16 protein-coding genes are annotated in these 22,983 nt (G+C 70.6%); 5 read left to right on the top strand and 11 right to left on the bottom strand.

What is annotated here, in order from left to right:
- Positions 1-183: 183 nt before the first annotated feature.
- Entirely contained in the window at positions 184-744 is a 561-nt protein-coding gene (locus ACQP1K_RS11400) for a DUF3800 domain-containing protein (protein ID WP_433500845.1), read from the bottom strand.
- Positions 745-869: 125 nt separating this feature from the next.
- Between ACQP1K_RS11400 and ACQP1K_RS11405 the strand changes: the two genes are divergently transcribed.
- The 4 genes from ACQP1K_RS11405 to ACQP1K_RS11420 all read left to right on the top strand — a co-directional run bounded on the left by ACQP1K_RS11405 (position 870) and on the right by ACQP1K_RS11420 (position 12,670).
- Complete coding sequence (locus ACQP1K_RS11405; RefSeq protein ID WP_433500846.1) at positions 870-7,403, top strand: DEAD/DEAH box helicase; 6,534 nt, start codon at positions 870-872, stop codon at positions 7,401-7,403.
- A 55-nt stretch (positions 7,404-7,458) separates the two neighbouring features.
- Positions 7,459-9,633: a UvrD-helicase domain-containing protein gene (locus ACQP1K_RS11410; protein WP_433500847.1), complete on the top strand. Its 2,175-nt coding sequence runs from the start codon at positions 7,459-7,461 to the stop codon at positions 9,631-9,633.
- Positions 9,630-10,523, top strand: a complete 894-nt coding sequence (locus ACQP1K_RS11415) for a serine/threonine-protein kinase (RefSeq protein WP_433500848.1) — start codon at positions 9,630-9,632, stop codon at positions 10,521-10,523. The genes ACQP1K_RS11410 and ACQP1K_RS11415 overlap by 4 nt, the downstream gene beginning before the upstream one ends.
- 716 nt (positions 10,524-11,239) lie before the next feature.
- Positions 11,240-12,670, top strand: coding sequence for a cellulase family glycosylhydrolase (locus ACQP1K_RS11420; protein ID WP_433500849.1), 1,431 nt, complete (start codon positions 11,240-11,242; stop codon positions 12,668-12,670).
- Positions 12,671-12,897: 227 nt separating this feature from the next.
- On the opposite strand, the gene ACQP1K_RS11425 is transcribed toward ACQP1K_RS11420, so the two are convergent.
- Entirely contained in the window at positions 12,898-13,788 is an 891-nt protein-coding gene (locus ACQP1K_RS11425; RefSeq protein WP_433500850.1) for a hypothetical protein, read from the bottom strand.
- A 95-nt stretch (positions 13,789-13,883) separates the two neighbouring features.
- Positions 13,884-14,258: a CBS domain-containing protein gene (locus ACQP1K_RS11430; protein ID WP_433500851.1), complete on the bottom strand. Its 375-nt coding sequence runs from the start codon at positions 14,256-14,258 to the stop codon at positions 13,884-13,886.
- A 270-nt stretch (positions 14,259-14,528) separates the two neighbouring features.
- On the opposite strand from ACQP1K_RS11430, the gene ACQP1K_RS11435 reads away from it, so the two are divergent.
- Entirely contained in the window at positions 14,529-15,824 is a 1,296-nt protein-coding gene (locus tag ACQP1K_RS11435; RefSeq protein ID WP_433500852.1) for a PP2C family protein-serine/threonine phosphatase, read from the top strand.
- 129 nt (positions 15,825-15,953) lie between these two features.
- On the opposite strand, the gene ptsP is transcribed toward ACQP1K_RS11435, so the two are convergent.
- The 8 genes from ptsP to ACQP1K_RS11475 form a co-directional block, all read right to left on the bottom strand.
- Entirely contained in the window at positions 15,954-17,648 is a 1,695-nt protein-coding gene (ptsP, locus tag ACQP1K_RS11440) for a phosphoenolpyruvate--protein phosphotransferase (protein ID WP_433500853.1), read from the bottom strand.
- A gap of 7 nt (positions 17,649-17,655) precedes the next feature.
- The gene (locus tag ACQP1K_RS11445) at positions 17,656-17,925 is read right to left on the bottom strand and encodes an HPr family phosphocarrier protein (RefSeq protein ID WP_433500854.1); all 270 of its coding nucleotides are present in this window, start codon (positions 17,923-17,925) and stop codon (positions 17,656-17,658) included.
- 50 nt (positions 17,926-17,975) lie between these two features.
- Entirely contained in the window at positions 17,976-19,004 is a 1,029-nt protein-coding gene (locus tag ACQP1K_RS11450; protein ID WP_433500855.1) for a zinc-dependent dehydrogenase, read from the bottom strand.
- On the bottom strand, positions 19,001-19,459 hold the full coding sequence (locus ACQP1K_RS11455; protein ID WP_433500856.1) for a PTS sugar transporter subunit IIA: 459 nt from the start codon (positions 19,457-19,459) through the stop codon (positions 19,001-19,003). Before ACQP1K_RS11455 ends, ACQP1K_RS11450 begins: the two co-directional genes overlap by 4 nt.
- Positions 19,452-19,760 carry a PTS lactose transporter subunit IIB gene (locus ACQP1K_RS11460; RefSeq protein ID WP_433500857.1) on the bottom strand — a complete coding sequence of 103 codons (309 nt, stop codon included), beginning with the start codon at positions 19,758-19,760 and terminating at the stop codon, positions 19,452-19,454. Before ACQP1K_RS11460 ends, ACQP1K_RS11455 begins: the two co-directional genes overlap by 8 nt.
- A 5-nt stretch (positions 19,761-19,765) precedes the next feature.
- On the bottom strand, positions 19,766-20,872 hold the full coding sequence (gene mtlA / locus ACQP1K_RS11465) for a mannitol-specific PTS transporter subunit IIC (protein ID WP_433500858.1): 1,107 nt from the start codon (positions 20,870-20,872) through the stop codon (positions 19,766-19,768).
- A gap of 118 nt (positions 20,873-20,990) precedes the next feature.
- Entirely contained in the window at positions 20,991-21,935 is a 945-nt protein-coding gene (pfkB, locus tag ACQP1K_RS11470) for a 1-phosphofructokinase (protein ID WP_433500859.1), read from the bottom strand.
- A complete protein-coding gene (locus ACQP1K_RS11475; protein WP_433500860.1) occupies positions 21,932-22,693 on the bottom strand; it encodes a DeoR/GlpR family DNA-binding transcription regulator in 762 nt (253 codons plus the stop codon). The genes pfkB and ACQP1K_RS11475 overlap by 4 nt, the downstream gene beginning before the upstream one ends.
- Positions 22,694-22,983 lie beyond the last annotated feature (290 nt).

Consider the following 22,983-nt stretch of genomic DNA (forward strand, 5'->3'; position numbering starts at 1 on the left):
CATTTCGATGGGTGGCCCGGAGCCCCGTTCATTGAACGGGGCTCTATGTTTTGGTCGTCACTCAATGCCGCTTGCCTGATCACTTTCGGTGAGGCATACTTGGTGGTGCCGCACCCCTGGGAGTGCGGAAGTGAGGCCGGGACTACCGAGGGATATCGGGTGCCCGGCCTTCGCGCTGTCATCTCACTCCAGGCAGATCACACGGATGCGGTCGGCGAGCACCTCGAAGCACTGTGGTTGTCCATCGAGCCACCACGTCGTGGCGCCGACGACGGCATCAGCCGCCCACAGCAACGGCTCGTCATAGGGCGATGTCCAGCACACCTCCATGGTCAGCGAGATGCGAAGCGACCGGCGCATGCTGGTCAGGAGGCTCCTGTCGAGCCGGTCTTCGGTGTAGCGGCTCTCCAGAGTCACCCTCTCCACGTTCCTCGAGTCGAGCTCATAGAACAAGCGTTCCAGGCAGAGGCGTCTCGCTCGCTCATGCCGGATGGTCCTGTCGTGAATGCATACGGTGACGATGCTGTCCAGAGGGAGCTCTGTCAGCGTTCGGCTGATGTCGAGCCGATGGGCCGGAGATTCGTCGCGCCAGTGCAGACGGCGTTGTTTGCCGAGGCGGAGGGTCTCGAGAGTCAGACGGATGTCGTCGCGGTCGGCGAGATCCACGATCACCGCCGCCATCGCGTAGACGCTGTCGTCATGGGGGCGGCGGCGAAGGCTCTCGTCAATATAAGCGGTAAGCACTGCGTAAAGATATCGTCACTAAGGGTCAGATCGTTCAGCGTTGCTCGAACGGGAGTGCGGGTGCGGAGCAGGTTCAGGCGTGGGCGGGCCGTACGAGTTCATGCCGTAGTTCACGGGGAGGACCGGTGAGGCCGACGCTGGCCGCCGAGGAGTTGCGGCAGAGTCTGACGCAGTACCTCACCACCACGTTCGCGCTGGCCGACCGGCCCGTTCGGGATGCCCTGAAACGGTTCCTCAACCATCCTGAGCAGGGCATCTTCCGCGGTCCTTACCTGCGCATCCGCACCCCGTTCCGGACGGCGGACGACGGCTGGCGCAAGACCCTGGAGTGGGCGCCGGCGGGCTTCTCGCCGTACCGGCACCAGGCGAAGGCGTTCGAACGGCTCAGCACGGTCGGCAAGAGGGCAGAACCGACGCTGATCACGACCGGCACCGGCTCGGGCAAGACCGAGTCGTTCCTCATCCCGGTGCTGGACCACTGCCGCCGGGAGCGGGCCGACGGGCGCGGCGGCGTCAAGGCCGTCCTGCTGTATCCGATGAACGCCCTGGCCGCGGACCAGGCCCACCGCATCAGCGGCTACCTTCAGCGGCCGGAGCTGCGCGACGTGACCGCCGCCCTCTACATCGGCGACACCCCGGAGGTCGGCTACCCGAAGGTGATGACGCAGCGCTCGGAGATCCGCCGCAACCCGCCGGATGTGCTCATCACCAACTACAAGATGCTCGACCTGCTGCTCCAGCGGTCCGACGACCTGCCGCTCTGGCGGGACGCCGAGATCGCCTACGTGGTGGTCGACGAGTTCCACACCTACGACGGCGCGCAGGGCACCGACGTGGCCATGCTGCTGCGCCGGCTGGCCGCCGCGACCGGCCACGCCCGGCCGGGCCGGCCGCTCGGCGACATCTGCCCGGTCGCCACCTCCGCCACCCTGGGCGAGAACGGCCCCGGGCACGGAGACCCGGTGGGGCGGGGTGGGAGCGTCATCCGCGAGGTCGCCCAGCAGGTTTTCGGTGTGGCGTTCCCCGTGGATTCCGTGATCGGCGAGGATCGGCTCACCGCCGAGGAGTTCATCGGCGACATCGACGTCACGCTCCCACTGCCCGGCCCCGACGACCTCATCGCCTGTGGCGACCCGCTGCGCGACTCCACGGCGATGGACGAGCTGGCCACGGCCGTCACCGGCAGGGCCGGGCTCGGCCCGCAGGATCTGGGGGAGGTGCTCCGCCGGCACATCCTCACCCAGGCCGTGCTCGACGTGCTCGGTGGCGAGCCGCGCACCTTCGACGAGATGCTGGACCTGCTGCCCCGGCGCGGCGCCTACAACTGGGGCGCCGCCATCCGCGACAACCCGGCCCGGGCGGCCACCGCGCTGGCCCGGTTCGTCGCGCTGCTCTCGTGCGCCCGCGACCCCGAGGACACCGACGACGTCGGCAGGCGGCCGAGACGACCATTCCTGCTGGTCGAAACGCACATGTGGGTGCGTGCGGTCTCGCGGCTGCTCCGCCTGGTGCATCACACCCCGGCCTTCGCGTGGATCGGCGAGCCGCTCGTGATGGACGCCGACTCGACGTTCAACCCGCTCGACAAGACCCGGCTCCCGGCCGTCTACTGCCGCCACTGCGGCCGCTCCGGCTGGGCCGCGTTCTCGCCGGAGCGTGACCCGGAGCAGTTGGTCACCACGCCGGAGAGGATCTACCGGGCGAACGTCGGCGCGGAGAAGAAGCGGGTCAGGCCGCTGATCCAGGCGACCGAGCGCGAGGTGGCGGCGGCGGTACGGAACCTCGCCGTCCTCGACGGACAGCGGGTCCGGCCCTACGACCCGGCGAGCGACGCCTACGGCGAGGGCGACATCGTCTTCGTGCTGACCGACCTGCGCACCACTCCGGAGGCGCTCAACGCCGCCGAGCAGGACCGCTGCCCGGCGTGCGAGATGGATGAGGGCATCCGCTTCCTCGGTTCCGGCCTGGCCTCGCTGGCCTCGGTGGTCGTCACGCAGCTGTTCGCCGGCGGCCAACTGGAGCCGGAGCAGCGCAAGACCCTGCTCTTCAACGACTCCGTGCAGGATGCCGCCCACCGCGCCGGGTTCGTCGCCAACCGCTCCTACGCCTTCTCCCTGCGCCGGCTGCTCACCTCCCGGCTGGACGGAGAGGCGCCGATCCTGCTCAACGATCTCATCGGCGATCTGGCGGCGGCGGCCAGCGAGGCCGGGGTGCTGCCCGCGGTCGTCCCGCCCGACCTGCACGATCGCCCGGAGATCGACGCGATCCTGGCCGAGGAGAGCGAGGGCGGCCCCGACACGTGGAACCTCATCGGGGAGCGGCTGGCGTTCGCCACCGTCATGGAGCTCGGCCTGCGCTCGCGGCAGGGCCGTACGCTGGAGCTCACCCGGACGGCCGCCGCCGAGGTCGTGCTCGCCTACCCGATGAGGATCGCCGAGCTGGCCAGAGACGTGCACACGGCGACCTCCGGCCTGGTCGAAACGCAGACCGACGAGCGTTATCTCGTCTTCGTCCGCGGCCTGGTGGAACGGCTCCGGTACCGGGGAGCGATCAAGCACGCGTGGCTCGACAGGTGGATCGGCAACGCCGGGACCAGCCGCTACAACGCCATCTGGGGCCGCCGCCCGGACGGCATGCCCGCGTTCCCCCGCGGGGTCGGCGCCCCGACGTTCCTGCTCGACCGGCTCAAGCGGAAATCGGAGTTCGACCGGATCGACGCCGACCAGGGCTGGCCGCAGGACTGGGCCGCCCGCTGCCTAGGCCTGACCAGGGGCCAGGCCGGCGATTACCTGTCCCGGCTGCTTCCCCTGCTGGCCGTGGAGGGCGTGGTCGCCAAACGCACCGCGGACGACGGCTCCACCGGCGTGTACGGCCTGCAGCCCGGCCACATCCAGGTGCACCTGCTCGGAGACGAACATGTCGACGACGCCGGGATCGGCTGCGACCGGTGCGCCTGGCAACAGACCGTTCCGCCCCATCTCGTCGGCGACTGGTACGGCCAGCCGTGCCCCCGCTACCGTTGCGGCGGCACCCTGACCGAGCACGGCACCCGCGATCACCGGACCGACTACTACCGCCGGCTCTACCTGGGTGAGGGGGTGATCCGGGTCGTCACCGCCGAGCACACCGGGGCGCTCACCCGCCGCCAGCGTGAGCAGACCGAGGAGCGCTTCCGCGAGGGCACCCGCTACAGCGACCCCAATGCGCTGTCCTGCACGCCCACACTGGAGCTGGGCATCGACATCGGTGATCTGTCCGCGGTCATTCTCGCCTCGCTGCCGCCGGGACCGGCGAACTATGTGCAGCGGGTCGGCCGGGCGGGCCGTCGTACCGGGAACGCGTTCCTGGTCACCATGGTCGGCAGGTCCCCCCGTGACCTTTACTTCCTGGAGGAGCCGCGCGACATGATCGCCGGTGAGATCGTCCCGCCCGGCAGCTACCTGTCGGCCGTGGAGATCCTGCGCCGGCAGTACGTCGCCCACCTGGTCGACCTGTGCGCTCGCGACCGGGTGCCCGGCGTTCCCGCGCTACCCCGGCGGGCATCGGCGCTGTTCGGCGAGACCGGCTGGCTCGCCGGGTTCACCGCCGCCGCGCAGGCGTCCGGCGCTGCACTCGTCGGAGGGTTCCTCGACCTGTTCGGCGACGCGGTGAGCGAGGCGGCCGCCGCCCGCCTGCGGGCCTTCGCCATGGGCGGGCTGGAGGAGACCGTGGCGGAAGCCGAGCGGGTGTGGAACCGGCGCCTGGACGACCTGCGCGAGCGGCTGGGCGTGATCGACGCCACCTCCGAGACGCTTGTGGAGTCCGACCCGAGCCAGCACGCGATCAAGCGGTCGCTGGCGGCCGAGCGGCGGGCCGTGGCCCGGCTGATCGGCGAGATCGGCAGAGAGAACGCGCAGGGCGCGCTGGTCGAGCTCGGCCTGTTGCCGAACTACTCCCTCATCGACGCCACCACCACCCTGGAGGCGACGATCACCTGGGACGAGGAGGTCCCGGGTGGCAGGCGCTACCACAGCGAGGTCCGGGAATACAAGCGTCATGCCGGACTGGCCCTCACCGAGCTGGCGCCCGGCAACTCCTTCTACATGCGCGGCTATCAGCACCGGATCAGCGGCCTGGACATCGGCACGCCGTCCCGCCCGGCCTGGGAGGACTGGCGGGTCTGTCCCGGCTGCGGCCATGTGCGGACCTTCCGGGCGGCCGAGGACACCTCCCCGTGCCCGCGCTGCGGCAGCCGGGAAATCGGCGAGTTGGCCTCGCTGCACAGGACGCTGCGGCCTGCCCGCGTTACCGCGCACGACCGCCGGGACGACGTGCGGATCCGCGACGACAGCGACGACCGGCAGCGGCGCTACTACGAGACCGCCGTCGCGGTCGACGTCGACCCCGCCGACATCGCGCCGGGCTCGTGGCGGCACGGCACGGCCGTCTTCGGCGTCGACTTCACCCGCCGGGCCGTCATCCGCCGGTTCAACCTGGGCACCGCCCGCTACGACCGGCCGGCGGGAGACCGGTTCGCGGGCGAGCTCGTCCGGCTCAACCCCTTCCACGCCTGCCCATCCTGCGGTGGTACGACCCTGGACGGCCCACCAGCCTCCGGCGAGTCCGACGGGCTCGTCGCCACCTCGTCGTTCGACCGGTCGCGCAGCCACCACCGGCCGTGGTGCCCCTTCCGGCGCGCCGCCCACGACACCGAGCACGTCAAGCTGATCCTCGCGCACGAGCTGCACACCGAGGCGCTGCGCATCCTGCTCCCCATCGCCACGCTGATGGTCGAGCAGCGCACCGCCTCGTTCCAGGCGGCGCTGATGGCCGGGGTGGCGGCCAGGTACGGCGGCGATCCCGACCACCTCGACATCGTCACCGCCACCATGCCCGACCCGGGCACCGGGCGGCAGCGGCGCTTCCTCGTGCTGCACGACGCGCTGCCCGGTGGCACCGGCTACCTGCACCGGCTCTCCTCGCCCGAGGGCTTCCGCGAGGTGCTCACCGCGGCGTATCGGATCGTGGCGGAGTGCCGCTGCAAGGAGGAGCGCGACAAGCGGGCCTGCCACCGTTGCCTGCTCTCCCACGTTCCCGGCAACTTGTACGACAAGGTCAGCCGGGCCGACGCGCTGGAGATGCTCGGCGAGCTGCTCGAGAAGTGGGAGGTCGCGCCGGTCGCGACAACGGCCGAAATCTCACTGTGGGACCAGGTCGAGAGCGAGCTGGAGGCGCGCTTCCTGGACGGCCTGGAGGCGTGGGCCCGCCGGCCCGACACGCGCGCCGCGCTCGCCCGCGGCGAGGTCGTCGACGGCAGGAAGACCGCCGACCTGCGTATCGAAGCACCGGGGATCGAGGGACCGGACGGGGTGATCCGGCACTGGCGGATGACACTGCAGAACACCATCCGGGGAACCCGGCCCGACGTGCTGTTCCGACTGGTGGACGACGAACCGCAGGAGGTCGCCGTCTACCTCGACGGCTACGCCTACCACGCCACCGCGGAGATCAACCGGCTGGCCGACGACGCGGACAAGCGGACCCGGCTGCGCGCGCACGGCCGGTTCGTCTTCCAGCTGACCTGGGAGAACCTTGACGAATGGGAGCAGCGCTCTTTCGCTCCCGACCTGTCCGTCGAGCCGCTGCGCAAGCCGTACATGGGCAATGCCCAGGAACAGGCGCGGGGGTTCTACCGGCGCACGGAGCCGGAACGCGACCCGGTCGAGCTGGTGCGCACGGTGTGGACCAACCCGGTGGAGACGCTGCTCGCCTTCCTCCGCGAGCCCGACCGGCGGCTCTGGCTGCACCGGGCCGAGGCGGTCGTCGCCGGCACGATCCCGGCGCGGCGCGCCATGAGCACATGCGACGCGGGTGCTGTCGCGGAACGTGTGGCCGCATCCCTACGCGGTGAGGACCTTCCGCCCGGCCCCGGAGGGCCGATCACGGTGTGCTCCACCGTCGACCTGGACGGTGCCCCCCTCACGGTGGTCCTGGACCGACGCGCAGAACCGGCGTGGAGCGCGTTCACCGTGGTCGACGACCGGGCCGGGACGATCACTGGCGACGAGGAGACGCACCGGCGCCGCTGGGCCGCCTGGTTGTACTGGGGCAACCTGCTGCAGTTCCTCGACGCCGGAGGAGGCGACGGAGGGCAGCTCGCCCTCACCGGCCTGGACCTGTTCGATCCGAACCTGCTCGCCGCGGCCGGCGGCGACGGTCACCTGACCATGCTCAGTGGGCTCCCGCTCGACGAGGACCTCCCGGACGGCGCGGTGTTCGTACCGCGCCCGCCCGCTGCGGACGCCGAAGCCGTACGGCCCGCGACCGAAACCGAGGCGCTCACCGAGGGGGCGGAGACGACCGTGCCGCAGGCATGGGAGCAGGTGCTCGACCTCCTCGACCCGGAGGACCCGGTGCTGGCGCTGCTCGCGCACGCTCTCACGGAGCTGGGCGTGTCCGCCCCCGAGGCGGGCTACGAGCTCGGTGAGCAGGCCTGGCAGGCCGAGATGGCCTGGCCGCGGGCGAAGGTGGCGGTCGTGCTCGCGGGGGACGACGACGAGGCGCACAAGCGCGACGTCGCCTATGCCCAGGCCGGCTGGGATGTACGGATCGCAGGGCGCTGGACGGCTGAGGAACTGGCCGGGCGGATCGGTGCCGATGAAAGGGGAGGGGCTCGGTGAGTGAGCGGAGCGACCGGGAGAGCGGTATCGCGAACGCGCCGACCAAGGAGGATGCGTGAGTAGGGTGACGCTGCGGCTTCTCGACAGGGCCGATAAGGAGATCCTCAAGCTCCCGCGGGCGGTCAAGGGCGCCATTTACGACTTCCAGCACAAATTCCGGCAGGATCCGGAGAGTCCCGGTCTGCGACTCAAGCAGCTCAAGGGGCACCCGCGGCTGTACTCGGCCCGGGTGAACCTTGACTACCGGGCGCTGCTGCTGCACGCCGGTGGTGGTGACTACATCCTGGTCGCGGTTAAACCGCGTCAGGAGGTCTACGACAATCTGGACAAGTTCGCTTATCAGATCAACCCGGTGACGGGCGGCATCGAGTTCCTCGACCTGTTGACCATCGGGGAGACGGTCACCCCGGTGCCCCCCACGTCGAGTAAGGAGGTTCCGGCGCAGCCGGAACCGCTGTTTGCGAAGTTCTCCGCCGAAGCCCTGCTGGACCTGGGTGTGGCGGAGCCGCTGCTCGGCCTGATCGCGAAGATCACCACGGAGGACGAACTGCTCGGCCTGATCGCGTACGCGCCGCAGCTCACCGGCGAGGTGCTGCTCGCGTTGTACGACGGCAAGACGGTCGACGAGGTCATGGACCAGATCACCGCGCCGGTCGCGGTCGAGGAGGCGATCGACGGCGACGACTACCAGGCGGCGCTCGCCCGGCCCGCCACAGTCGTGACCACGGAGGACACGGCCCTGCAGGAGGTGCTGGAGGAGGGCGACTTCGGGCGCTGGAAGGTGTTCCTGCACCCCACCCAGCAGAAGATCGTGGAGCGCGCTTACAGCGGCCCGGCCCGGGTTACCGGCGGCCCCGGCACCGGCAAGACGATCGTGGCGCTGCACCGCGTCAAGCACCTGGTCGAGCGGCTCGGCCCGGGCGAGGGCAAGGATGTGCTGCTGACCACGTTCAACAAGAACCTCGCCGCCGACCTGCGGCGGCGGCTGTTCGACCTGGCGGGGCAGGAGGTCGTCAAGCGCGTCGACATCGTCAACATCGACAAGCTGGCCGGCGATACCGTCTCGGCCACGCAGGCCGGCACCGGACGGCGGTGGATCGACGACACCAAGGCCGTCATCGAGTGGCAGGAGCTCCTCGACGAGCTGGGGGAGCACCGGTGGGACCCCGAGTTCCTGCACGCGGAATGGTCGCAGGTGATCCTCGGTCAGGGGGTCGCGACCCGGGCCGAATATTTCCGCGCCCGCCGGGCCGGGCGTGGCCGTGCGATCAACCGACAGGACCGGGCGGAGATCTGGCGGCTCGTCGAACGCTACGTGATGCGCCTGGACGAAAAGAAGCTATGGACCATCCGGCAGGTCGCGGAGCGGGCGGCGAACCTGGCGATCGAACGGGCCCGGGCGGTCGCCTCCTACCAGGCCGACCAGCTCAGCTCGGTGAAGCTGCAGCACGATTCCGGCATCTGGTATCGGAATCCCTACCGCCACATCGTCGTCGATGAGGCGCAGGACCTCAGCGCGGCGCACTGGCGGATGCTGCGCGCGATGGTCCCCGAAGGCCCCGACGATCTGTTCATCGCCGGCGACACCCACCAGCGGATCTACACCGATCACGTCTCCCTGGGCAGCCTGGGCATCAACATCCGGGGCAGGTCGTCGAAGCTCACCCTCAGCTACCGCACCACCCAAGAGATCCTCCGTGCGGCCTGCCGCCTGCTGGGTGATGAGGAGTGGGACGACCTCGACGACGGCAGCGACGACCTGACCGGTTACCGTTCGGTGCTGCGCGGGCCGGCGCCGGTGCTCACGCCGTACCCCACCTGGGACGCCGAGCTCGACGGGATCGTCGAGCGGGTCAAGGAGTGGGACGGGGGCTCGATCGCGATCTGCGTGCCCGAACGGTGGATGGTGGCGGAGGTCGAGAACCGGCTGGGCAGAGCAGGCATCGTCGCGGCGTCGATCGGCCCCGACGGGCCGAGGCTCTTCGAAGCGCCCGTGCATGTGGCGACGATGCATCGTTTCAAGGGCCTGGAATACCAACGCATGGTCCTCGCCGGTGTCGCGGAGGGTGTGGTGCCCGCTCAACGGGTGCTCGCCTTCGAGCAGGACGACCCGCTGCGCTTCCGCCGGGAGCTGCGGCGCGCCCGGTCGCTGCTCTTCGTGGCCGCCACCCGGGCGCGAGACAGCGTCGTCATGAGCTGGCACGGCACCAAGAGCAGGTTCCTGCCATGAGGACCGTCGCCGACCGCTACCGGATCACCTCACCCATCGGGCGGGGCGGTATGGGTGAGGTATGGGAGGGCACCGACCTGCGGCTCAACCGGCCAGTCGCGATCAAGCTGATCAACTCCGATGACTTGACCTCGGAGAAGGATGCACGAAGGCGCTTCCACCGTGAGGTACGGATCACCGCCCGGCTTCGCCATCCGGGGGTTCCGGTCGTCTATGACTTCGGTGACGACGGTGACCTGTTCATGGTCATGGAGGCGCTGCGCGGCGACTCGGTCGGCAAGCTGAAGGACGAGGAAGGCAGCCTGCCCGTTCCGTGGGCGGCCTTCATCGCGGCGCAGGTCTGTGCCGTGCTCGCCGCGGCACACCGGGCCGATCTGATTCATCGGGACGTCAAGCCGGAGAACCTGGTGCTGTGCCGCGACGGCACCGTCAAGGTGATCGACTTCGGCGTCGCCACCTCGCTCGGCGCGGGTGAGTTCTCGAAGATCACTCAGTCGGGGCAGATCCCGGGTTCCGCCCGGTACATGGCACCCGAGCTCATCCAAGGAGCGCAGGCCAGCCGTGCCAGTGACCTTTACACCATCGGGTGCGTCATGTACGAGCTGCTCACCGGCGCGCGGCCGTTCGAATCCAGGGACCTGCTCACTGAGATCGCCCGCAGTCAGAAGGAGGATCCCCCTCCGATGCACGGAGTTCCCGCCGAATTGGAAGCACTGACACGCGGATTGCTCGCCAAGCGTCCGGAACGACGGCCGGAAAGCGCAGAGTCGGTCTACCGTCGCCTGCTGCCGTGGATCCACCGGCTGCCCCCGCTCCAGGGCTGGGTCGACCGGGACCTGTCGACGGATCCCGTGCACATGTACTCAGCGGTCATCTCGAACTTGGAGTGACTCATGCACGACCACGACGCCGCGGTCGCCGCGGCCCCCGCCGGTGAGCCTTCCGGCTCTATGGGGCGAGTCAACTTTTACGCACGTGAACGCTTAAAAGGCTTGGGGTGCGAGTGGGATGGTAGCGCGGATTTCTGCGACATCGGTAACGATCGAGCCGGTTACCGATAGTAGTGTGGCCATCGGGAATTCAGGATGGGAAAATCTTCCTCGTCGTATGCCGTCGGATCACGACGGCGGGCCGGAGAAGGTCAGGCGCTGATTGTCGCACTCGTGTGAGCCGACCCGTCGTCTGCCGCCGCCGTGAGGAGCGCCTCTGAGGGACCGGCGCCGTCGGGTCCCTAGGAGGCACTACGGCCCGAGGCCGGCGGATCGGCCCGCCCTACGTCATCGCCTGGCCGGTCGGCGAGCAGGAGAAGTGAAACGTTCACCGCCGTTTCGCCGGTCGGCCGTGCACACGTTTTCCGAAGTGCCTGCTCGACGGGGTTTCCGCGTCGCGAGGTGAGAACGGCGGGGACCGCATCTCGTTGACGCATCCGTCCTCGCCGGGATTGGCTCGCGGCAGTAGCAGATCACCACCAGCGGACGTCGGTGTCCTGAAATCGGCAGCGCTGGCACGTCACGTCGCGCCGACGCCGAGTCCTCAACCGGTGGTCCACGAGGACGTATTCTCGCCGTCCTCGAGAACGGCACTCTCGCAGAATGGGAAAACATCCGTGCGACAAGTCAGCTCTTTCCACCGGCGGTTGAGGCTGTCGGCCGCCGCCCTCGCAGCGGTGTTGACGGCCGGTGCCGGTGTGGCCGGTACGTCCGTCGCGTCGGCTGCCACGGCCGGTTGCCAGGTCGACTACACGGTCACCAACCAGTGGCCGGGCGGCTTCGGCGCGAACGTGATCGTCAAGAACCTCGGGGACCCGATCAGCGGCTGGAAGCTGACCTGGTCGTTCTCCTCCGGGCAGACCATCACCCAGCTGTGGAACGGCACCCACACCCAGTCCGGCTCCCAGGTCACGGTGACCGACGCCTCCTACAACGCCGGCATCCCCAGCGGAGGCAGCACGAGCTTCGGGTTCAACGGAAGCTGGAACGGCTCCAACCCGGTGCCCGCGAGCTTCGCCCTGAACGGCGTGACCTGCACCGGCGGGGTCACGTCCCCCAGTCCCACCCCCACCCCGACTCCGACACCCACCCCTACGCCCACGCCCACGCCCACTCCCTCGCCTTCGCCTTCGCCGAGCGCGCCGGGCGGCACCCCGGTCGAACGGCACGGCCAGCTGCATGTCTGCGGCACCACGATGTGCGACAAGAACAACGCGAGGGTCCAGCTGCGCGGGGTGAGCAGCATGTGGCTCAACTGGGAGACCGCCCCCTACGCGGAGAACCTGTCCGCGCTGAAGTGGATGCGGGACAACTGGAACCTGCAGGTGATCCGGGCCGCGATGGGCGTGGAGCCGGCCGGAGCCTATCTGAGCGATCCGAACAAGGCCCGTGCGCAGGTGGAGACGATCATCAACAACGCCGTCGCCGCCGGGGTCTATGTGATCGTGGACTTCCATGCGCATGAGGCGCACAAGGAGCAGTCGCAGGCGGTGGCGTTCTTCTCCGACCTGGCCAGGCGCTACGGTCACCTGCCCAACGTCATCTGGGAGGACTGGAACGAGCCGCTGCAGCTCAGCTGGACCGGCGTGCTGAAGCCGTACCACGAGGCGGTCGTGTCCGCGATCCGCGCCGTCGACCCGGACAACATCATCGTGCTGGGCACCCCGACCTGGTCGCAGGACGTGGACACCGCGGCGACCAGCCCCGTCTCCGGCACCAACCTGATGTACACGCTGCACTTCTACTCGTGTACGCACGGCGCCTACCTGCGCGCCAAGGGCGACACGGCGATCAGGGCGGGCCTGCCGCTGTTCGTCACCGAGTGGGGCGCGAGCAACGCCGACGGCGGTCTCGACGGCAGGGTCTGCCTCGACGAGGCGCAGACCTGGATCGACTGGATGAAGGCGAACAACATCTCCTGGACCGCCTGGAAGCTCGATGTCGGCACCGACTCCACCAACATCCTCGCGCCCGGCGCGCCGGTGACCGGTGGCTGGGACAACTACCTGCACGGTCACGCCCCGTTCGTCGTGGCCAACATGAAGTGATTCGAAGCTCCTGAACGCCGCCGGATCGCGGGCCGTACGCGGCCTGCGATCCGGCGGGCGGCGTCCGGCCCCGCCCACTCCCGGGAGCCGCGTCCGGCTCCGCCGTCTCGGACGGGGCCGCCGGTCTGCCCGTTCGCACCGGCCCGAGAGACGTGCCGCCTGGCGTCGTTCATGCGGTGGCGTTCCGGGCGCCGGCTGAGCCATCACCTCCTCGGCCGCGGATCGGATCAGCGTCCGTTCATGCGCAGCACGATGACGGCCTCGACCGTCACATGGCCACGCCATTCGAGTGATGCGGCGGCCGAATAACTGGTGAAGTCGACCGTCCACCCGCCGTCCTGCCGCTGCCCGAGTTCCAGGCGGTCGAGATCGTCCGACACGGCCTGGGGGTCGAGCAGGCCGCGGATCGGCCGCCCGGGCTCGGGCGCGTAGTCGAGAAGACGCAGCGTCTCGCCCTCGGCTCCGCCGACGACCGGGAGTGCCCCGTTCTTCGGGACGAACCGTCCGAGGCGGTCGAGCAGATCATGTGCCTCCGGGTGGGTGCCGGCCGCGATGTCGAGGAACTGGAGCGCGAAGGAGAGCACGTACGCGAAGGGCGCCTCGTCGATCCGGCGGATCGCGTCGAAGCAGTACCGCGTCGCCGTCGCAAGCCATGGATGGTCTCGTACGGCTGCGTCCCAGCGTGCGGCGCGGTACGCCTGCGTCGCGACAGCGGCCGTGATCTGCAGCGATGACTCCGAGGGATCCGCCTGCACCCAGAACGGGGCGCACGCCACGGGGTCGCTGACCGGGAGCGCGAACGGCAGCCCGCCATCGGGCAGTGTCACGGACTCCAGCCAGTCGAGGAGGGCCGGGGCGTGCGGCGAGGTCGCGGGGCCGGCGTCGGCGAGTGCGGTGAGCGCGTGCTGGGCGCCTCCCGGCTGGCTCTCCGGTGCGCGAAGGTCCGGTTCGAGTCCCCATCCATAGCCGCCGTCGGGGTTCCGGTAGGCGTCGAGCGCGTGGATGACGGCCGTACGGGCCGCGTCGCCGCCGGTGGTGACGGCCTCGAAGCGCAGCCGATCGAGAACTCGTGCGTGCGATGCCATGAACGCTCTCGCGCGACCCAGGTCGATGCTCATACGAAGATTCTGTCATCCGGTGGCTACGCCGGGCTCTGGACGAAACGGCCGGCCGAGGGGCGCGATCCCGTTGTGAGCGGCTGAGCTCAGTACACCTACGACGCCCAGGTCTCCACCGCGAGCAGGTCGCGCATCGACACCATGCCGACCAGGCGTCCGTTCTCCTCCACCGGCATGTGCCGTACGCCCGCGTCCAGCATGCGGCGGGCCACGTCGCGGGAGTCCTCGTCGAGCCGTGCCGTGCGCAGCCGGGTCGTGGCGTAGGAGGCGGCGCTGACGGCTGCGGGGTCCTGGCAGGTGGCGAGCGCGTCCGTCAGATCGCGCTCGGTGATCACGCCGGTCACCCGTTCGCCCTCCAGCACGGCGAGTGCGCCGACGTTCTTCTCCATCATCTGCCGGGCGACCTGGGGCAGCCGCTCATCGGCCTGGCACCCGTAGACCGCCGGACGGTAGACGTTACCGATCCGCATCGTCCCTCCCCTGACACACCGATTCCCGTCACGTCACGCCGGCCCCCGCTCAGCGGTCCCGCGGGGAGTTTCGGCGGAACCAGACGGGACAGGATTCCCGACAGAGCGCCGGGCGAAACCTTCTGCCCGGAAGACGGACGGCGGGGGTGATCTCCATGTTCACGCTGAGCGTCATCGGGGCCGGCACCGGACCCCTCACCCCCCACCGGACCACGCGGACGACGGAGGCGGCGCCGTCCTCGGCCCGGCCGGCGGGAGGGGAGGGAAGGCATGACACCGGAGGGCGGGCGCCTGTTCGACCGGCCCGATGAGGAGCTGGGGCGCATCCAGGACGGCCTGCGGCAGCTCGCGGACCACTACGGCATGCTGCGCGGGCTGCTGGACGCGGTGCTGGCGATCGGTGCCGAGCTCGAACTGGAGCCGGTCCTGCACCGGATCGTGGACGCCGCGCGGACTCTGGTGCAGGCCCGCTACGGCGCCCTGGGCGTACTGAACGAGGCGGGACAGTTCATCGAGATGATCAGCTCGGGGTTCTGCCGGGACCATTCGGCCGCACGCGGCGAACAACTGCCCCACGGCACCGGGCTGCTCGGTGATCTGGTGCGCGACCCGCGGCCGCTGCGCGTGGACGACCTGGCCGTCCATCCCCGCGCGGCCGGCTTCCCCCGGGAGCATCCCGTGATGACGACGCTGCTGGGGGTGCCGATCCGGGTCCGCCAGGCGATCTACGGCAACCTCTATCTGGCCGACAAGAAGGACGGCCCGTTCACGGTTAAGGACCAGGAGGTGGTGATGGCGCTGGCCGGGGCGGCCGGCATGGCGATCGAGAACGCGCGTCTCTACCGGCGGATATGCCGGGCCACGGAGGACTTTCAGCGCCGGCTGCTGCCGGAGATGCCGCACCTGGAGGGCTGGGAACTGCAGGCCCGCTTTCAGCCCTCCAGCCGGGCGCCGTGCATCGGAGGCGACTGGTACGACCTGATCCGCCTGTCCGACGGGGTGTCCTGCCTGGTGATCGGGGACGTGATGGGCCACGATGTGCGGGCGGCCATCGTGATGAGCCAGATCAGCAACATGCTCCGCGTCATCGCCCTGGACGAGCAGGAGTCGCCCAGCCGTGTCATGTGTCACCTGGACCGGGTGCTGCACTGGTTGCACGGCGGGCCGATGGCCACCGTCGTCGTCGCCCGCCTGGAGCCGGTCGGAGGGTCGAGACTGCGGCTGCGCTGGACCAGCGCCGGTCATCTGCCGCCCCTGCTGGCCGTCCCGGGGGAGCGGGCACGCTATCTGTACGCCGATGTCGGCGTTCCGCTGGGGGTCGACCCGGACCTGCCGCGGACCGACAACGAGATCGAACTGCCCGGCGGCGCCGTCGTACTGTTGCACGCCGACGGCCTGGTGGAGAGCCGCGAACAGTCCATCGGCCAGGGGATGAGCCAGATCGCCGCCGTCGCCACGGCTTACGCCGCCGCTCCGCTGGCGCGGCTGTGCGACGCCATACTGGCCCATCCCGGCGGCGCCTTCGAAGACGACGTCGCGCTGCTGGCCGTCCGCCCGCCCGCGTGACGTGAGGGCGTCGGTCTCCCGCGTGGGGCGGCGCGCCTGTCATCGGAAGGCGGCGCACCTGTCATCGGAAGATCGCGTTCGACGGGTCGGCCCGGCCCGCGTGGCCGGACCCACGGGCGGCGTCGTGACTCAGCGATCGCCCCGGAGCAGACGTCTCGCCTCGGCCGGGTCGTCGGCCTCCAGCGCCGCCCTCGCCGCCTCCCGGCATTCCTCGAGTGTGCGCCCGGCCAGGGATTCCCGTACGGCGGGGATGCTCGGCGCCGACATGGACAGGCTCGTCACGCCGAGTCCGACCAGCACGGTGGCCAGGAGCGGGTCGGCGGCGGCCTCCCCGCACACGCCGACCGGTTTGCCCGCCCGCTCGCCGGCGGCGGCGCACTCGGCGATCAGCCGCAGCAGCGCGGGCTGCCACGGGTCGAGCAGGTCGGCGAGTTCGCCGTGCTGCCGGTCGGCGGCGCAGGTGTACTGGCTGAGGTCGTTGGTGCCGATGCTGAGGAAGTCGAGCTCGGCCAGCAGCCGGTCCGCCCGGAGCGCGGCCGCCGGCACCTCCACCATCGCGCCGACGTCGGTGATCCCCCTGGCCCTGGCCATGCGGGCGAAGGCGGTCGCCTCCGCCACCGTGGTCACCATGGGCGCCATCACCCACGGCCGTACGCCGCCGGACCGCGCGGCCGCCGCGATCGCGTCGAGCTGGGTGCCGAGCACACCGGGGCGCACCCGGTCCACCCGCAGCCCGCGTACGCCGAGCGCGGGGTTGATCTCATCGGGCAGCATGAGGAACGGCAGCGGTTTGTCGGTGCCCGCGTCCAGGGTGCGCACGATCACCCGGTCGCCGGGAAGCGCGCGGAAGACCGCCTCGTAGGCGGCGACCTGCTCGTCCAGGCCGGGTGCCTCGCGCCGGTCGAGGAAGAGGATCTCGGTGCGGAACAGCCCGACGCCCTCGGCAAAGACACCGGACTCCAGATCGGCCGCGGAACCGATGTTCAGCAGCAGCTTCACCGTGTGGCCGTCGGCCGTACGGCCCGGGCCGCCGCTCGCCCGCAGGCGTTCGCGCTCGCCGGCCGCGCGCTGCCGGATCGCCGCGGCCTCGTCCTCGCCGACGGCGGTGCGTACCTCGCCGAGCACGCCGTCGACGGCGACCCTCTCGCCGTCTTCGAGCGCGGCGGCGCCGGAGCAGGCGACCACGGCGGGCAGCCCACGGGCCCGGGCGAGGATGGCGGTGTGGCTGGTGGGCCCGCCCTTCTCCGTGACCAGCGCGAGCACCGTCGCCGGGTCGAGCGTGGCGGTGTCGGCGGGGGAGAGGTCCTCGGCCACCAGCACGAACGGGTGTCCCGGGTCGGGCACGCCCGGCATGGGCAGGCCGAGCGCGGCGGCGATCGCGCGGTTGCCGATGTCGTCGAGGTCGGCGGCGCGTTCCGCGATGTAGCCGCCGACGGCGAGCAGCGCCTCACGGTGGTGTGCGCAGGCGGCGGCGATGGCGTGCGCCGCGGTCATCCCCGTGCCGACCTTCTCCCCGACCATGTCGCACAGGCCGGGGTCGGCGGCGATGAGCGACTGCGCCTCCAGGATCTGCCTGGCGGCGGGTTCCGCCGCCTTGGCGGCGAGCGCGCCGAGCGTCGCGGAGGTCTCCCGCAGGGCGCGCTCGGCCGTCCGGAGCTCGGCGGCCCGGTCGTCCGGTGGGACGGCTGCGGGGGCGGGGAGCTTGGCCGGGCCGGCCATCCGGCATACCGGCCCGGCGGCGGCGCCGGGGCTGACGCCGAGCCCGCGCAGCGTACGGCTCTCGCGCGGGGAGGTGTTCTCGCCGGTCACGGTGGTCTCGTGCATCGGAGCCTCAGCCGGCGTCGAGGTCGCGGGAGAGGAGTTCGGCCAGGGCGTCGAGCGCGGCGTCGGCACCGGGGCCCTCCGCGTCGAGGGTGACCTGCGTGCCGTGTGCGACCCCGAGGGCCAGCACGGCCAGGATGCTGTTGGCCGGGACCGGTTTCCCGTCGCCGACCCGGATGCGTACGGGTGTGGTCTGGCGGGCCGCGGCCTCCGTGAAGATCTTCGCGGGCCGGGCGTGCAGGCCCGTGCGGGAGGCGATGACCACTGTCCTTTCCGGCATCGTCGTGACCTTTCTCTGCGGGGGCTGGGAGATTCCGTCGGGGTGGTCGGTCAGGGTTCGATGGTGACCTTGATGGCGGCGCCGCGGCCGACGATGTCGATGCCGTCGAGGACCTCGGCGAGCGGGAGCCGGTGCGTGATCAGGTCGTCGACCGGCACTGACCTGCCGGCGATCAGTTCGAGCGCTCGGGCGTTGTGCGCCGGGCTCGATCCGTTCGCGCCGACGATGGTCAGCTCCCGGTAGTGCACGAGGTTGGAGTCGCAGCGGATGATCGGGTCGTTCTTGGGCAGGCCGCCGAAGAAGCTGATCCGTCCCTGGCGGGCCGCGATCCGCAGGGCCTGCTCCTGGGCGGCGCCGGAGGCGGCCGCGGTGATCACGACGTCGGCGCCCCGGCCCTCGGTCAGCTTGTGGATCTGCTCGACGATGTCGCCGCCGTGCACGGCGGCGTCCGGCCGCACCCGGTCGGCGGCCAGGGCGAGCCGTTCGGCGTTGATGTCGGCCAGGAAGACCCGGGCCGCTCCGCGTGCGCGGGCCAGCCGTACGTGCAGGCAGCCGATCGGGCCCGAGCCGATGACCAGGACGTCGTCTCCGGCGCCCACCCGGGCCAGCTCCTGCCCGTTGAGCACGCAGGCGAGCGGTTCGGCCAGTGACGCCTCGGCGAAGCCGACCCCGTCAGGGATGCGGTTGAGCCCGCCGACGGCCAGGACCTTGGCCGGGACGACCATGTATTCGGCGAAGCCGCCGTCGTAGTGGTAGCCCATCGACTCCTGGCCGGGACAGACCGTCATCCGGCCGCGGCGGCATTCCCCGCAGGTCCCGCACGGGATGGCCGCGATGACCTGCACCCGGTCGCCGGGTGACCAGCCGGGCGCGTCGGTCTCGACGATCTCCCCGGCGATCTCGTGGCCCATCACCCGGGGCGGCCTGATGTGGTGGTGCCCGTACTTGAGGATCTTCGCGTCCGTGCCGCACGTCGAGCAGTTCCGTACGCGGATCTTCACCTCGCCGGGACCGGCGACGGGCTCGGGCGCGTCCTCGATGCGGATGTCTTCTGGGGCATGGAACCGGGCGACCTTCACGCCGCGGTCTCCTCTCCTGTCGGGTGCAGCAGGCGGACGACGTCCTCCACCCGGGTCGCCTCACGCAGCGCGCGGGCGCGGTCCGGGTCGAGCAGGATCTGGGCCAGCTCGGCGAGCAGCCGCACATGGCCGTCGCCGCGTGCGGCGATGCCGACGCACACGGTGACCGCCTGCCCGTCCCAGTCGACGCCGCCGGGGAAGCGCAGGACGCAGATGGCGTCGTGATGGACGGAGTCCTTGCCGTCCAGGGTGCCGTGCGGGATCGCGACGCCCTCGCCGACGTAGGTGGAGATCGAGCGCTCCCGCTCGATCATCGTGTCGACGTACGGCTCGGCGACCGCGCCGACGTCGACGAGGGCCCGGCCGCACTGGCGGATCGCGTCGTCGCGGCTCACCGCCGAGGCGGTGAGCCGGACGGCGCGGGGGTCGAGCGGGAGCGGTGCCGTCTCAGGCATTCACGGTCCCGCCGTTCTTGATGGTGGTGACGAGCGCGGTGACCGCCGGGTCGCCGATGAAGATCTGGAAGGGGACGATCACGGTGCCGGGGGCGGTCTTCCTGGCCCGGTCGGCGAGCCCGGCGTGGCAGACCACCACGTCGGCGTCGGAGGGGATCGAGTTGACCGGGGTGTGGGCGACCTCGATCCCCTGGCCCTTGAGCTGCCTGCGCAGCTGGCCGGCGAGCATCACGCTGCTGCCCATCCCCGCGTCGCAGGCGACGATGATCTTTCGGATGTCCTTGCTGTCGATGCCGGGCATGTCGGTCAGGCCTCCTCGGTGGCGGGCTGGGCGGTGGATTCCGGTTCGGTGGCGGGTACGTCCTCGCCTGCGGCGCGGCCGAAGCCCAGGAGTACGGAGGCTACGGCGAAGGAGGCGGCGGTGGCGACCAGGACACCGGCGAGCATGCCGAACCAGCCGCCCTTGGGGGTGACGGCGAAGTAGGCGAAGATGCTGCCGGGGGAGGGGGTGGCGATCAGTCCGGCGCCGGTGGCCATGAACGTGGCGATGCCGGCGGCGCCGCCGGCGATCACCGCGAGGATGAGCCGCGGCTTCATCAGGACGTAGGGGAAGTAGATCTCGTGGATGCCGCCGAGGAAGTGAATGACCATGGCGGCGGGGGTCGAGGGCCGCAGCGAGCGGGGGCCGAAGAACAGGAAGGCGAGCAGGAGGCCGAGACCGGGCCCGGGGTTGGACTCCAGCATGAACAGGATCGACTTGCCCTGCGCGGTCGCCTCTGCGACGGCCAGGGGACCGAGGACGCCGTGGTTGATGGCGTTGTTGAGGAACAGGACCTTGGCGGGTTCGATCAGCAGTGAGGCCACGGGGAGCAGGCTGTGGTCGATCAGCCAGGCGACGGCGTCTCCGGCGGCCTCGGTGATGACCCTGACGATCGGTCCGATGCCCCAGGCGCCGAGGACGGCCATGGCGCCGCCGACGATGCCCGCGCTGAAGTTGTCGACCAGCATCTCGAAGCCGGCCCTGGTCCGTTGCTGGGTGAATCCGTCGACGAGTTTGATCACCAGGGCGGCGAGCGGTCCGATGATCATGGCGCCGAGGAACATGGGGATGTCGGTGCCGACGACCACGCCCATGGTGGCGACGGCGCCGACCACGGCGCCGCGCTGGCCGTGGACCATCCGGCCGCCCGTGTAGCCGATCAGGACGGGCAGCAAGACGGTGATCATGGGACCGACGAGTTCGGCGAGTGACTCGTTGGGCAGCCAGCCGGTGGGGATGAACAGCGCGGTGATCAAACCCCAGGCGATGAACGCGCCGATGTTCGGCATGATCATCCCGGCGAGGTGACCGCCGATGCGTTGGATGGTGGCCTTGGTCCCGGTGCCGTAGACCGTGGGGGTGTAGTTGGCCATGGGTCGTGCTCCTTCCGAAGGGGGGTGAAGGGTGCCTGTCGGCTGGGGCTTCACCCCCTGTCCCACACCGCCCCCGGCCTGGCTCGGCCTGCGCCGGCTGGTCGGCGTGGGTTGGGGGTCATGTCACCGCGGATCTCAGCGGCCGGTCGGGGTCGGGCCGGCCGATCCGGACCAGGTCGCGCCGGATGTCGGCGGGACCGGGCATCCGGCTGCCGGGCAGGGCGACGGCGGCCGTTCCCCAGGCCAGGGCCTCGACCAGGGCCCCCTCGCCGCCGGCGCAGCCCGCCAGGAAACCGGCCAGCATGGCGTCGCCCGCGCCGACGGCGCTGCGGGGTTCCGCCACCGGGCACTGGCCGTACCACGCGCCGTCGTCCTGCACCAGGACGGCGCCGTCGGGACCGATGCTGGCCAGCACCGTTCCCGCGCCCAGCGCGCGAAGCTTGTCCGCCGCCTCGATGACGTCGCCCACACGGGTGATCGTCATCCCGGTCGCCTCCGCGAGCTCCTCGCGGTTGGGCTTGATCAGCGCGGGTCCGGCGGCGATGGCGGCCGGAAGCGCCGGGCCGCTGGTGTCCACGGCCACCTTCAGGCCGGCCTCGGAGAACCTGCGGCACAGCCGGGCGTAGACATCGGTGGACAGGCCGGGGGGGAGGCTGCCGGAGGCGACCACCCAGTCCGCGGTGTCCGCGGCGTCCACGACGGTTTGGGCGATGGCCTCCAGTTCGGCCGCCGTCATGGCCGTACCGGGCTCGTTGATCTTGGTGACCGTGCCGTCGGGCTCGGCCAGGGTGATGTTGGACCGGGTCGCCCCGGCGACCGGGACGGTGATCATGTCGATGCCCTCGCGGCACAGCAGATCCACCAGCTGCCGGCCCTCATGGCCGCCGAAGGGGACCACCGCGCAGGACTCGACCCGGTTGGCCAGCAGCGCCCGGGACACGTTCACACCCTTGCCGCCCGGATCGAGACGTGCCGCCGACGCCCGGATGACCGCGCCGCGCTCCAGCGCGCCGATCCCGATCGTACGGTCCAGACTCGGGTTGAGAGTCAGAGTGAGGATCACGCCCGCACCACCTCGGGGCCGGCCGCGGTGATGTCGGCGGCGATCGCCGGGTCCAGCCCGTCATCCGTGATGATCATGTCGATCTCGGTGAGCGCCGCGAACCTGGCGAGGTAGACGCCGGAGAACTTGGTGTGGTCGGCCAGCACCACGGTGCGCTCGGCCGCGCCGATCATCGCGCGTTTGATCGCGGACTCGGCCGGATCGGGCGTCGTCAGCCCCTTGTCGACCGAGCATCCGTTGGTGCCCATGAAGGCCACGTCGACGTTCAGGTCCGCGAGCGGGCGCAGTGCCCAGTCGTCGACGGTGGCGAGAGTACGGCCGCGCACCCGGCCCCCTAACATGATCACGTTGAGGTTGGCCCTGGTCGCGAGCATCGTCGCGAGCGGCGGCGCGTTCACGATGACGGTGAGCTCACGATCGCCGGGCAGCGCCCGGGCGAGACGACGTGTCGTCGAGCCCGCGTCGATGATGATCGAGCCGTCCTCCGGCAGCTCGGCCAGCGCGGCCTTGGCGATGCGCTCCTTCTCCTCGGTCATGACCTCGTCTCGTGTGGCGAGCGCGGGCTCGAAGCCGAGCCGTTCGACCGGGATCGCGCCGCCGTGTACGCGTCGGAGGACGCCGGCCCGCTCCAGGACGGTCAGGTCGCGGCGGATCGTCTCCGTGGTGACGGCGAACTCCTCCGCCAGCTTCACCACATCCACCCGTCCAGCGGCGCGCGCACGGCGCAGGATCTCCTGCTGCCGTTCCTCCGCGTACATGATGTTGGTTCACCACCGTTCAGTGTGTTGTTTCGCCTTTGTTTATACCTATATTCCGTGGAAGTCAAGGGGTGCGCGATGCGCGCCCAACCCCCACCCCCGTGATCTTGCACTTTCTCGCAGATCGTCCTTCTGGCCTGCGTAAATCCCATTGATGATCTTGCAGATAATCGCAGACGGACCATCTGACCTGCGCCTGCGTGTTCCGTGATCTTGCAGTTATGGGTGCAAGATCACGGATGGTTTTTTCGCTGTTCAGGGGCATGTTCTGCGAGAAACTGCAAGATCAC

The sequence above is a fragment of the Sphaerimonospora sp. CA-214678 genome, from assembly GCF_050942215.1.
Classification (GTDB): Bacteria; Actinomycetota; Actinomycetes; order Streptosporangiales; family Streptosporangiaceae; genus Sphaerimonospora.